Origin of the sequence: Thermohalobacter berrensis, from assembly GCF_003609645.1 — a bacterium.
Lineage (GTDB): Bacteria > Bacillota > Clostridia > Tissierellales > Thermohalobacteraceae > Thermohalobacter > Thermohalobacter berrensis.
Window position 1 is genome coordinate 135,899 of the sequence record NZ_MCIB01000012.1, and the last position, 13,110, is coordinate 149,008.

The 13,110-nt window shown below is 31.7% G+C and carries 13 protein-coding genes and 1 riboswitch; of the genes, 11 read left to right on the top strand and 2 right to left on the bottom strand.

Annotated elements, in window-relative coordinates:
* The first annotated feature begins 13 nt into the window (after positions 1-13).
* The 10 genes from BET03_RS07275 (at position 14) to BET03_RS07320 (ending at position 10,081) form a co-directional block, all read left to right on the top strand.
* On the top strand, positions 14-1,180 hold the full coding sequence (locus BET03_RS07275) for an amidohydrolase (RefSeq protein WP_120168829.1): 1,167 nt from the start codon (positions 14-16) through the stop codon (positions 1,178-1,180).
* Between the two features lie 629 nt (positions 1,181-1,809).
* Positions 1,810-1,929: riboswitch (FMN riboswitch) on the top strand.
* A gap of 95 nt (positions 1,930-2,024) precedes the next feature.
* Positions 2,025-2,627, top strand: coding sequence for an ECF transporter S component (locus tag BET03_RS07280; protein WP_120168831.1), 603 nt, complete (start codon positions 2,025-2,027; stop codon positions 2,625-2,627).
* 307 nt (positions 2,628-2,934) lie between these two features.
* Positions 2,935-3,384: a tRNA (adenosine(37)-N6)-threonylcarbamoyltransferase complex ATPase subunit type 1 TsaE gene (gene tsaE / locus BET03_RS07285; protein WP_120168834.1), complete on the top strand. Its 450-nt coding sequence runs from the start codon at positions 2,935-2,937 to the stop codon at positions 3,382-3,384.
* Positions 3,385-4,136: 752 nt separating this feature from the next.
* Positions 4,137-4,859: a tRNA (adenosine(37)-N6)-threonylcarbamoyltransferase complex dimerization subunit type 1 TsaB gene (gene tsaB / locus BET03_RS07290; protein WP_120168836.1), complete on the top strand. Its 723-nt coding sequence runs from the start codon at positions 4,137-4,139 to the stop codon at positions 4,857-4,859.
* Positions 4,852-5,298 (top strand): ribosomal protein S18-alanine N-acetyltransferase, encoded by a 447-nt coding sequence (gene rimI, locus BET03_RS07295; RefSeq protein WP_120168871.1) that lies wholly within the window; start codon positions 4,852-4,854, stop codon positions 5,296-5,298. The genes tsaB and rimI overlap by 8 nt, the downstream gene beginning before the upstream one ends.
* Before the next feature lie 419 nt (positions 5,299-5,717).
* Positions 5,718-6,974, top strand: coding sequence for an efflux RND transporter periplasmic adaptor subunit (locus tag BET03_RS07300; RefSeq protein ID WP_120168838.1), 1,257 nt, complete (start codon positions 5,718-5,720; stop codon positions 6,972-6,974).
* Positions 6,971-7,684: an ABC transporter ATP-binding protein gene (locus BET03_RS07305; RefSeq protein WP_120168840.1), complete on the top strand. Its 714-nt coding sequence runs from the start codon at positions 6,971-6,973 to the stop codon at positions 7,682-7,684. Before BET03_RS07300 ends, BET03_RS07305 begins: the two co-directional genes overlap by 4 nt.
* 12 nt (positions 7,685-7,696) lie before the next feature.
* A complete protein-coding gene (locus BET03_RS07310; RefSeq protein WP_120168850.1) occupies positions 7,697-8,920 on the top strand; it encodes an ABC transporter permease in 1,224 nt (407 codons plus the stop codon).
* 24 nt (positions 8,921-8,944) lie between these two features.
* Positions 8,945-9,664, top strand: a complete 720-nt coding sequence (locus tag BET03_RS07315; protein ID WP_183108772.1) for a Yip1 family protein — start codon at positions 8,945-8,947, stop codon at positions 9,662-9,664.
* A gap of 201 nt (positions 9,665-9,865) precedes the next feature.
* Positions 9,866-10,081 carry a hypothetical protein gene (locus BET03_RS07320; RefSeq protein ID WP_120168854.1) on the top strand — a complete coding sequence of 72 codons (216 nt, stop codon included), beginning with the start codon at positions 9,866-9,868 and terminating at the stop codon, positions 10,079-10,081.
* 42 nt (positions 10,082-10,123) lie between these two features.
* On the opposite strand, the gene BET03_RS13635 is transcribed toward BET03_RS07320, so the two are convergent.
* Entirely contained in the window at positions 10,124-10,288 is a 165-nt protein-coding gene (locus tag BET03_RS13635) for a hypothetical protein (RefSeq protein WP_183108773.1), read from the bottom strand.
* A 176-nt stretch (positions 10,289-10,464) separates the two neighbouring features.
* Here BET03_RS13635 and tsaD point away from each other — a divergent pair, with 176 nt between their 5' ends.
* Complete coding sequence (tsaD, locus tag BET03_RS07325) at positions 10,465-11,493, top strand: tRNA (adenosine(37)-N6)-threonylcarbamoyltransferase complex transferase subunit TsaD (protein ID WP_120168856.1); 1,029 nt, start codon at positions 10,465-10,467, stop codon at positions 11,491-11,493.
* Positions 11,494-12,219: 726 nt separating this feature from the next.
* Here the strand turns inward: tsaD and BET03_RS07330 are convergent.
* A complete protein-coding gene (locus tag BET03_RS07330) occupies positions 12,220-12,783 on the bottom strand; it encodes a biotin transporter BioY (RefSeq protein ID WP_120168858.1) in 564 nt (187 codons plus the stop codon).
* Between the last annotated feature and the right edge of the window lie 327 nt (positions 12,784-13,110).

Consider the following 13,110-nt stretch of genomic DNA (forward strand, 5'->3'; position numbering starts at 1 on the left):
AGGAGGATATTAAATGCTAATAATTAAAAATGGTAAAATATTTACTATGGCTGGAGAAGTTATAGAAAAGGGAAGTATTCTAGTAGAGGACGGGAAGATAAAAGAAGTAGGTACCGATGTAGTTGCACCTCTAGATGCAGAAGTAATTGATGCAGAAGGAAAAGTAGTTATGCCAGGATTTATAGATGCTCATTGTCACTTAGGATTATTTGAAGATGGAATAGGATTTGAAGGTGATGATGTAAATGAAATGGTTGACCCTGTAACTCCACATCTTAGAGCAATAGATGGAATAAATCCTATGGACAGGACTTTTAAGGAAGCCTATGAAGGTGGAATTACATGTGCTGCAACAGGCCCAGGTAGTGCAAATGTAGTAGGAGGCCAGTTTGCAGTAATTAAGACATATGGAAAAAGAATAGACGATATGATTGTGAAAGAATCGGCTGCAATGAAAATAGCTTTTGGAGAAAATCCTAAAAGGGTTTATAATGCTAAGAAAAAATCACCTATGACTAGAATGGCTACAGCAGCTATCTTGAGAGAAACATTATTTAAGGCTAAAAAGTATGTTGAAAAGCAGGAAAAGGCTAAAGAAGATCCAAAAAAAGAGCCAGAATTTGATATGAAAATGGAAGCAATGGCAAAGGTTATAAGAAAAGAGATACCATTAAAGGCTCATGCTCATAGGGCTGATGATATACTTACAGCAATAAGAATAGCAAAGGAATTTGATGTTGATATTACTTTAGAACATTGTACAGAGGGACATCTTATAGCAGACTATATAAGTGAAGAAAGAAAAGCTGCAATAGTAGGGCCATCATTATCCCACAGAACTAAATTTGAATTAAAAAACCTAACATTTGAAACACCAGGAATACTTCAAAAAGCTGGAGTAAAGGTTGCTATAATGACTGATTCTCCAGTAATACCTTTACAATATCTACCACTTTGTGCTGGCCTTGCAGTTAAATCTGGAATGGATGAAATGGAGGCACTTAAGGCTATAACTATTAATCCAGCTGAGATTTTAGGAATAGATGATAGAGTTGGAAGTATTGAGGTAGGAAAGGATGCAGATATAGTTATATTTGATGGTAATCCAATTAAGGATATAAATTGCAAAACAGTTGCAACAATTATAGATGGAAAAGTTGTTTATAAAATGGGAAACTAGCTTCCCATTTTATAATTTTAAATTTTAAATTGTGAATGTTGAATTGAAGAAAGTTAGTAGGTAGTAGCTAGTAGTTAGTAAGAAAAATAATAGTTTTTAGTGGTTGGTGGTTAGTGGTTAGTGAAAAAATTATAGGTTTAAAATGAAAAATAAAAAATATAAAAATTGTAGAGCAGACTTTAGTCTGCGATTAAAGGTTGAGGGATTACAAATCCCCCAATAACGCTAGGCATAGTAACGGACCAATAACTACAATTGACAATGGACAATTGAGAATTGAGAATTAAAAGAAAAAGACTTCATAGCGTTACTTACTAGGTTAAATAACAGACTATAAAGCCTAGCGTCTATGACTAAGTAACGGACATCGAAGTTTTTACTTCTTTGGCTAAGTAACGGACCTATTAATACAATTGAGAATTGACAATGGACAATTGACAATTAGAAAACAAAAAAATTGAAATGCTAATCGAGCTAATGATTTATTAAACCAACCACTACCCACTAACCACCATAAACTGCATTTAAAGTAACAGACCACAAAGACTAACTCCTTAGGTCAGATAACAATAAACAATTGACAAAAAGTTAACCATATGAGATAATAAAACTGAAAAATGAATAAATAAACTAATCTTCAGGGCAGGGTGAAATTCCCGACCGGCGGTTAAAGCCCGCGAGCTGTATATACAGCTGATCTGGTGAAATTCCAGAGCCGACAGTTAAAGTCTGGAAGGGAGAAGGTTAGAGTCTTTTACCTATGTTAATAACTCCTGAAGATTAGCTTCAGGAGTTTTTTATTTGTAATATTGTATTAAGAGTAAATGGAATGGAGGGAATATAGATGTTAATTGCAAAGAAAAGAATAAACACAAGGTGGTTAGTTAATGTTTCCATATTATCAGTAATTGCTTTTTTAATTATGTATATTGAGATACCATTATGGTTTGCCCCAAGCTTTCTAACAATTGATTTAAGTGACCTACCAGCACTAATAGGTGCTTTTGCATTAGGGCCTATGGCAGGTGTTGTAATAGAGTTTTTAAAGAATATACTTCATGCAGTAATTAAAGGAACAACTACTGTAGGTGTTGGAGAGCTTGCTAACTTTATAGTAGGAAGTGTATTCGTTTATATTGCAGGTTATATTTACTATAAAAACAAAACTTTTAAAAATGCTATTGTAGGATTAATGCTAGGGACATTAATAATGACATTAGTAGCATCTGTAGCGAACTACTTTATACTTATACCATTCTATGCAAAACTATATGGTATGCCAATTAAAGCTATTATAGGTATGGCTTCAAAGGTTAATAAATATGTTGTAGACTTAAAGTCACTTGTTTTATTTGCAATAGTACCATTTAATATAGTAAAGGGAATTATGGTATCTGCAATAACAGTATTACTATACAAGAAAGTATCACCAATATTTAAAGGATAAGAAATACAATTGAGAGTTGAGAATTAATGAAATGCGAAATTTTTCGCATTTCATAATGTTAAATTTTGAATTATAAATGTTGAATTAGGTTGAGGGATTATGAATCCCTCAACAATAAAGGAACATAATATGAGGGACGCCTATGTACCTCGACTAGTATTATTTAAAAATTGCTTAACCGTTGCTGATGGATTCGTAATCCATCAGCTTTTTTTGTCCTTTTATCTTGTATAAAAACTTTGGCAATAATATAATATAAGGTAAAGTCAAGTAATTGTAACTTTCGATGAAGGGGCTGAAGTAGATTATGAAGATAGTTACAAATAGTCCAGAAGAAACTAAGGAATTTGGTTATAAATTAGGAACACTCTTAAAAGGTGGAGATATACTCTGTCTTTCAGGAGATTTAGGAGCAGGTAAAACTACTTTAACACAGGCAATAGCAGAAGGTATGGGAATAGAAGATTATATTACAAGTCCTACTTTTACTATTATAAATGAGTATGAGGGAAAACTTCCTTTATATCACTTTGATGTGTATAGACTTGAGGGTCCAGAAGCAATGGATGATTTAGGATATGAGGAATACTTTTATTCAAATGGGGTTTGTATAATAGAATGGGCAAATTTAATAGAAGAAATTCTTCCTGAAGAAAGAATCAATATTACGATAAAAAGGGGAAACGGAGAAAATAAAAGGGAAATAATAATAGATGGAGTTGGCAAAAGACACGAGGAGATAATTGACAATTTATAATTGAGATTTGAGAATTAGAATGAGTTAGTAGGTAGTAGCATGTAGTTAGTAAAGAAATAGTTATTAGTGGCTGGTGGTTAGTGGTTAGGGAAAGCAATTTACAATTTACAATTAAAGAAATTAAAAATTGAAAATGTAAAATGGAAAATTACAAAATACAGTTATTAGCTTTTGGCTCCTAGTTCCTAGCCAAAAAAGTTTTTAATTTTACTAAGAGCTGAGAGCAAAGAGCTAGGAACTGCTTTTAATAGCAAGAACTTAGTAAGATGTTTTTCTAATTAATAATCTTCATAGCATTACTAAAACCCAACCACTACCCACTAACCACCAAAAACTGCATTTAAAAAGCAATTGACAATGGACAATTGAGAATTAACAATTAAAAGATAAAAAACGGACTACAACACATAACTTCTTAGGCTTAAGTAACGGACATCCTAGACTCTCTTCCTCGCTATAGTAACGGTCATCGAAGCATGGCATCCTAGGTCAAGTAACGGACATCTTAGATTTACTTCCTTGGTAAAGTAACGGACATCAGAGCCTTACTACTTAGGCTAAGTAACGGTCCACGTAGGCTAGACATCTCTGATTAAGTAACGGACTGCGAAGCTTTACTACATAGGTATAGTAACGGACCTCAACGTGCTACTTCTCTGGTATAGTAACGGAGCACTACTTTTAAGGTCAAAGTAACGTTTACTTCTAGATTATAAACAACAACTGTACTTTACTAAAAAGGAGTTGAAAAAATGAAAGTATTAGCTGTAGATACATCTAGTATAGTTGCAACATGTGCTATTTTAGATGAGAATAAATTAATAGGTGAGTACATATTAAACCATAAAAAGACACATTCACAAAAGCTTATGCCCATAGTTAAGGAAATAATGGAAAGCTGTGAGCTTAAACCAGAGGATATAGATATTTTTGCTGCTTCAGTAGGACCAGGTTCATTTACTGGACTTAGAATAGGAGTTGCTACTATAAAAAGTTTAGCACAGATTATGGATAAACCAGTAGTGGGAATATCAGCTTTAGAGGCTTTAGCTTTTAATGTTCCACTTGCTGAAGGGTTAGTAGTACCTCTTATAGATGCTAGAAGGGAGAATGTATATAGTGCAATATATAAATGGGACTTAGGCAAACTTACAAAGATTGAAGATGAAAGAGTAATTAAATTAGAAGAACTACTTAATACATTAAACAACAGGGATGAAAGGATAATATTTAATGGAGATGGAGCTACTGCATATAAAGAAAAAATAATTAATTGCCTTGGTAATAAGGCAATATTTGCACCTAAAGCTGTAAACATGCCTAGGGCATCATCAGTTGCAGAATTAGCCTTTATGAAGGCTAAAAATGGTGAAGTACAACACTATCTTGAGTTAGTACCTAATTATATAAAAAAATCACAAGCACAACGAGAATATGAAAAGAGGGTAAAGGTCTGTGGTAAAAAAGATGCCTAATCTTATATTAAGAGAAATGGAAACAAAAGATTTAGAAGAAGTTCTTTATATAGAAAATACATGCTTTACTACTCCATGGTCTAAGAATGCTTTTATTAAAGAAATAACTGAAAATAAATTGGCAAAATATATAGTAGCTCAATTAGAAGATAAGGTTGTAGGATACGGAGGAATGTGGATTATATTAGATGAAGGCCATATAACCAATATAGCAGTTGCTCCAAACTATAGGGGTTTAGGAATTGGGTCTGCTATTGTAAAGGAACTTATTAATATATGTAAAAAGCTAGAGATAAATAGGATGACACTAGAGGTAAGAAAATCCAATATAGTTGCACAGAACCTCTATGAAAAATATGGATTTAAAGCCTGTGGTGTTAGACCCAAATATTATTCAGATACAAACGAAGATGCTATAATTATGTGGAAAGAGGTTTAAATATAATTGACAATTGACAATTTACAATGGACAATTAGGAAAAGCAATTGAGAATTAGAATAAGTTAGTAGTTAGAAGCATGTAGTTAGTAAATACAGTTGCTAGCTCTTGGTTCCTTGTTCCTAGCCAAAAAAGTTTTTAATTTTACTAAGAGCTGAGAGCAAAGAGCTAGGAACTGCTTTTAAAAAGCAGTTGAGAGTTGAGAATTGAGAATGGAGAATTAGGAAATACAATTGAGAATTAGAAAAGTAAATAAACAACCTTCGAATAGTAGCGCAGACTTTAGTCTGCGTTTATTTATTACAAAAACTTAATTTTGCAACTTTAAAGGAATATGAAGGGATTTTATTGAATATGTAGTCTATATATAATATATGGCAAAAACAGGATTATGTATAAATTTTTGAGGGGGATATGTTATGTCGAAAAAAAAGGTCTTGATAATTTTAGGAATAATAGTGGGAATAGGAATAATAGGTCTTGGTATATTTAAAACAGTAAATAGTGATACTAAAGCAGCAAAAAGTGTCCAAGTAACAGAAATTAAAAAGGAAGAGCTATCTTCTAATATTATTACAGATGGGATCATAAAAGCAAAAGAACAGCGAAATATTGTCTCAAGTCTTCCTTACCTTATTAAAGAAGTGCTTGCTGAAGAGGGAGATAAAGTTTCAAAAGGAGATATACTTGCTAAGCTAGATACAGAGGAACTTGAATACAATATAAAGTCTGCACAGATTAATCTAGAATTAGAGAGAGAAAAACTTAAAAATATGATGGATGAAGCAGATGCTTTTAAATTTGAAAAACAATTAGAGAATGCAGAACTGTCATTAAATAATGCAAAGAAAAATTATGAAAACTCTAAAAGACTATACAATGCAGGGGCTATAAGTAAGACTAAGTTAGATCAGGATAAGGTAAGCTATGAAAGGGCTAAAAATGAGTATGAACTTGCCAAAAAAGAATTAGAGGATTTTCTTAATAAAAATGATAGTATTGAGACTCAGAAAAAAACTATAGAATTAACAGAATTAAGTCTTAAAAAGCAAAAAGATAACTTGAAAAAATCTATAATAAGAAGTCCAATAGATGGAACAATAGTCTATTCTGAAGCAGAAGTAGGTATACCTGCTAATAGTGCTAATCCGTTATTTATAATTGATGATACGGATAGATTAGAAATAGAAGTTAGTATAAGTGAGTATGATATAAATGACGTTAAGATTGGACAAAAGGTAAAAATAACTGGAGAAGCCTTTAAGGGCAGAGAATATGAAGGTAAAATATCCTATATTTCACCTGTGGCAACAAAAAGTAATACAAATACAGGTGTAGAGACTAACGTAAAAGTAAAAATAGATATTGTTAACCCTGATAAATATTTAAAACCGGGTTTTTCAGTAGATGTAGAGGTTAATACTGCACATAAAGGTGATGCACTTGTAGTACCATATGAAAGTCTATATCAAAAAAGAAATGGTGAAACTGTAGTATTTAAAGTTGAAAATGGTGTAGTTAAAGAAGTTCCTGTAAAGGTAGGTATTGAAGGTGACCTTAAAGTAGAAATAATTTCAGAAAAAATAAAAGAAGGAGATAAAATAATCTTTAATCCTGACGAAACTATAAAGGATGGTATGAAAGTAAATATAATTAATCAAGGTGGTAAGAAATGATAAGAATAGAGGATTTAACTAAAATATATAAAACAGGTAGTGTAGAAGTTAAGGCCTTAAAGGACGTAAATCTTAATATAGAGAAGGAAGAATTTGTTGCAATTATGGGGCCTTCAGGCTCAGGAAAATCTACACTTATGAATATTCTAGGCTGTTTAGATAGACCTACAGAAGGGAGATATATTTTAGATAATGTAGATACAATAAGTTTAAATGATAAGAAACTTGCTTCAATAAGAAATAGAAAAATAGGTTTTGTATTTCAATCCTTTAATTTATTGCCTAGAACTACTGCCTTAAAGAATGTTGAGCTGCCAATGATGTATGCAGGGTTATCTAAAAAGGAAAGAAGAAAAAGGGCATACCAATTATTAGAGAAGGTTGGATTAGGAGATAGAGCAGATCATAAGCCTAACGAATTATCTGGAGGTCAAAAGCAAAGAGTAGCAATAGCAAGGGCATTAGCTAATAATCCTGCAATAATCTTAGCAGATGAGCCTACAGGTAACTTAGATACAAAATCAGGGGAAGATATAATGGGTATATTTCAAAAACTTAATAGTGAAGGAGTAACGATAATACTTGTAACCCATGAAGATGACATTGCACACCATGCTAAAAGAATTGTTAGCTTTAGAGATGGAAGATTAATAGATGATAAAAAGGTTAATAAGCAGCTTATAGCTAAGTCGGCTTTGTCACAAGAATAAAGAGGTGATTTAATGAATTTTATTGAAAGTATTGGAGTAGCATTGGCTAGCCTTTGGGCTAATAAAATGCGTACTTTTCTTACAATGCTAGGAATCATTATAGGTATATCCTCAGTAATTACTATAGTTTCCTTAGGACAAGGAAGTCAAGCTCAGATAGGAAATGAATTTGAAAAGATAGGAACAAACAGGGTTTCAATTAGAATGAACTGGGGAGAGAATCCAAAATATAGAGATCGTTTTGATGATACAGATATAGAAGCCATAAGAAGAATTTTTAAGGATGATATAAATGCAATATCACCAATTATAGCAGATAGAGCTAAAGCTTTAAAGGGAAGATATAATGGAGATATTGATTTATATGGCGTAAATGAAGAATATATTAATATCGATAGATTAGACATATTAAAGGGAAGATTTTTATCTGAATCTGATGTAAAGGGAAGAAGAAGAATAGCTGTTATAGAAAAACGACTAGCATTAGAGCTTTTTAAGCGAACAAATGTTATAGGTGAAAAAGTTTTTATTGATAATGGGTATAAAAGATTACCCTTTACAATAGTTGGAATTTATGAGTATAAGAAGACTTCTTTTGACAAGTTGGCCGAAAACTTTGGTGCAAAAGTAATTACAAATATATATATCCCAATAAGTACGGTAAAAAAGCTTGGATATACAGATAAATACTGGCTATTTGAAGTAGCTATATCTGATAACAATAAAATAGATGAAGTTTCAAAGGATATCATACAAGTTTTAGAGAGAAGACATAGAAATGTTGGGAAAAATTTTTATATGTATTTTAGTGCCAAACAGCAGATGGAAACTTTAGATAATGTAATGGGTATTTTATCAAAGGTAGTAGGAGCAGTAGCAGCAATATCCCTTTTAGTTGGTGGTATTGGTGTAATGAATATAATGCTTGTGTCAGTAACAGAAAGAACGAGGGAAATAGGCATAAGAAAGGCTATAGGGGCAACAAGAAAGGATATACTTATACAGTTTTTGGTTGAGGCAATGATAATATCTGGTATTGGTGGATTAATAGGTACTACATTAGGGTTGATAATAGCCAATATTATTGCAATATCTATGGGAATACCACCTGTAATATCTTTTGTTACAATTATAATAGCAGTTATCTTTTCATCTGCAGTGGGAATATTCTTTGGAATATATCCAGCTAATAAAGCTGCAAAACTTGATCCAATAGATGCTTTAAGATATGAATAGATAAAAATGAAAAGGAGGATTAAAATGACAGAAAATATTAATGAAAACTATAACAATGAATTTGAAACGGAACCTTTTACATGGTGGGAAAGATTAAAATATGTATTTACAAATCCAAATAAGGCCTTTAAAAATATAGCTGAATACCCTAAGCCACTTTTTCCTATTTTATTAATAATAGGAGTAATGCTGTTTTTAATACTTATTAGAGTGGGACTATATAAGGATTTTTTAAGACAGCAACTAGTTCAACAATTTTCAAGACAGGGAATGGAAATGCCAAATATAGAGAACCTATTAAATGCTCAGCTTTATATTTCTATGATATTTATTGCAATAACACCTTTAGCTATCTGGTTAGGTAAATCAGTCTTTATTAATGCAATATCAGGTTTAGTAGGTGGGGAAGGTAGTTTTAAGAAGGGCTTTAGAGTTATTGTATATTCATATTTACCAATCCTTTTAGGCCAAATACTTGTTGCTATAATTTCTTTGATAATAGGTAAATTTGCTGTACCTATAAACTTTGCAATAATATTACCAAGTTCAATGGAAGGTGGACTATTATACAATTTATTGTCTCAAATTGATATCTTTATAATCTGGTATCAGGTATTGGCAATAATAGGAGTTTCTTATGCATATCAAATTTCTAGAAAATCGGCTAGCTTTTTAGTGCTTTCTTCTTGGATTATTTGGGTGTTAATAACTAGTGGATTAGCAACTATAGGAAGAGCGATGTAATCTAATTGACAACTTACAATGTACAATTGACAATTAAGTGAAATTGAAATGGGAACCGGGTTCGCGTTTCAAAAATTCAAAATAATACTATTTAATTTCGAAAGTGCAGACTTTAAGTCTGCGCTTTTTTTCTTTCCACATTGAATAACTTAAAATTTTAAAAGAAATAATAAGTAAAAAGACAAAGAAGGAGGTCTACTTATGGCTAGTAGGGAACAATTAGAAAGGGTAGCAAAATTTTGTAGTGAATATAGACCTAGAGGTGATGCTTTGCAAAGTGGTGTTAAGGTAATGAATGAAACAGTTAAGAGCTGTGAAAACTGTGCACATTTTACAGAAGATCATAAATGTGATATAAATCTTACAGATGAAATATTGACTAATATGGCTATGGATTTGGAAGATAAATATCAATAAAAATAAAGCAGGCCACTTATTATGTGACCTGCTAAATTTATTTTAAGATTTTATATCATCTATTTTTATAATCTTCTGAGGTTTATTAGCTCTATCCTTTAGTACCATCATTAGGGCAAAATCACCATAGCTTATATCTTTTAGCATGCCATCAGACATTATATTTGCAGATGCAATCCTATTATATAAGCTTTCTTTATCTGTCATTTTATACACTCCTAAGAAAGAAGTATATAGTTATTTTTTGTTTTTCCATACTAAAATATCAATAGAAAATTATTCAAAATAACTAAATCATAAGTTGAATTCACTAATAATTTCCTAGAACTAATTTATCAAATAGGTTATAATAGAGGTTAGACAATTAATTGGAGGGATTTACCTTGAATGCTAAAAAGGATATAATTACTTTAGCAATAGAGACTTCTTGTGATGAGACTTCAGTTGCAGTTTTAAAAAATGGAAGGGAAGTTTTATCAAATGTAATATCATCCCAAACTGATTTGCATAAAAAATTTGGTGGAGTAGTTCCTGAAGTAGCATCAAGAAAACATATAGAAAGTATGAATGCTATTATTCAAGATGCTCTAGATAAGGCTAATATAACCTTTGATGATATAGATAATATAGGTGTTACCTATGGACCGGGACTTGTGGGTGCCCTACTTGTAGGTGTAGCTACTGCAAAGGCATTAGCCTTTGGTAAAGGAATTCCACTGGTAGGTGTAAACCATATAGAAGGACATATTTGTGCAAACTTTATAGAATATAAAGATTTAAAGCCCCCTTTTGTGTGTTTAGTAGTGTCAGGCGGACATACTCATCTTGTATATATAAAGGACTATGGTGAATATGAAATATTAGGCAAAACTAGAGATGATGCAGCAGGGGAAGCTTTTGATAAGGTAGCTAGAGCTTTAGGTCTAGGGTATCCAGGTGGTCCTGAAATTGATAAACTTGCTAAGATTGGTGATAAAGATGCTATAGATTTTCCAAGGGTATATCTAGATAATGATAGTTATGATTTTAGTTTTAGTGGTCTTAAATCGGCTGTTTTAAATTATTTAAATAATAACAAACAAAGAGGCGTAGAAATTAAAGTAGAAGATGTTGCTGCAAGTTTTCAGCAAGCTGTAATAGAAGTATTGGCAGAAAAGAGTATAATGGCAGCAAAGGAAAAAGGATCAAAAATAATTGCCATAGCAGGTGGTGTAGCTGCCAATGAGGGGCTTAGAGCTCTTTTAAAGAAGAGATGTGAAGAAGAAGGTTTAGAATTCAAATATCCATCTAAAATCCTGTGTACAGATAATGCAGCAATGATAGGATGTGCAGCATATTATGATTTTATAAAGGGATATAGGGCAGATATGACTCTTAATGCAGTACCTAATTTGAAATTAGGACAAAGGTAGGAAATACAATTTACAATTGACAATTAGAAATACAATTGAGAATTGATAATGGACAATTGACAATTAAAAGAAAAAAACTCAAAAAAGATTTCATAGCCTTACTTCTCAGGCTAAGTAACGGACAGCGAAGTTTTTACTTCTTTGGCTAAGTAACCTACCAATAAAAGAAATTGACAATTGAGAATTGACAATGGACAATTAGAAAAGCAATTAAAAATGTAAAATTGAAAATTAAATTTGTTAGTAGTTAGTAAAATACAGTTGTTAGCTCTTGGTTCCTAGCTCATAGTTTTTCTAAGAGCTGGGAGCTAGGAACCAGGAACTGTTTTATTTTTTGGCTAATATTAAACTTATGTATACGATTTTATGTAAACGAAAAAGGTTTTACTAATCGACATATTTTTCAACAAAAATAATAACATTTTTTCCACATTGTTGAGAATAAAAATGGACAAACTTTGTGGATAATGTGGAAAGAGATTATAAACAAGCCTAAAATGGCATGTCCAAATGTGGATAACGTTGTGGATAATGTGTATATTTTGTGGATTACTTGGATAAAATTATAAATTTATGCAGATTTCACAAAAAATACTGTGGATAACATCAACAAAAAAATTGTTGACATAAAGCAACAATGAGTACAAAATTAAGACAGAAAATGGTATAAAATAAGCTGATGGATTATAATCCATCAGCCTGTAGTTTTTTGTTAGGATAAATTATTTAGTTAGATGCCGGAAGTAACTTTGACTTCAATAAAGCATTTTTTACTGGATAAGTTAAAGCAACTGCTACTAAAAGTTTCATTAAATCTGGAATGATGAAAGGAATAACTGTTACAGATATAGATTTTATGAATGAAACATTCGCTACTAGTGCATATTGGGAAGCACCTAATAAATAAATTACTATTAGTCCAATAACCATTGAGAAGCCCGTTGTTACATTTTTTAATACAGGTGAATCACCTTTATATAGGTTAGAAATTTTACCAATTAAGTAGCTTGCTATAGGATAGCTTAAAAGATAACCACCTGTATATCCTACTAGAATATGAAATCCACCTGAAAAACTAGCAAAAACGGGAATACCAATTGCTCCTAAAAGTAAGTACACTATTTGTGACATTGCCCCTAGTCGACTGCCTAAAAGAGCTCCAGATAAAAATACTGCTAATACTTGTAGTGTTACTGGTACAGGAGTAAATGGCAGATTAATAAAGATTTGAGCACATACTGCAGTTATAGCTGCGAAAATTGATACATATGCTAAATTTTTAGTAGACATTAAAAAAACCCCCTCTTAAGCATAAATTGTTAACCGAATACATAAAAATGGTTTACAATTAAATAATATAATATCAACTGATGATTGTCAACTCAAAAATTGGACAGGGTTAACGAAAGGGGATTATACTTAAGGAGTAAATCTAGGATGTTCGTTACTTGACCTAAGAAGTTATGCTTCGACGACCGTTACTTTGCTTAGGAAGTCTAGCCTAAGAGGACCGTTACTTTTAAATGCAGTTTTTGGTGGTTAGTGGGTAGTGGTTGGGTTTTAGTAATGCTATGAAGATTATTAATTAGAAAAACATCTTACTAAGTTCTTGCTATT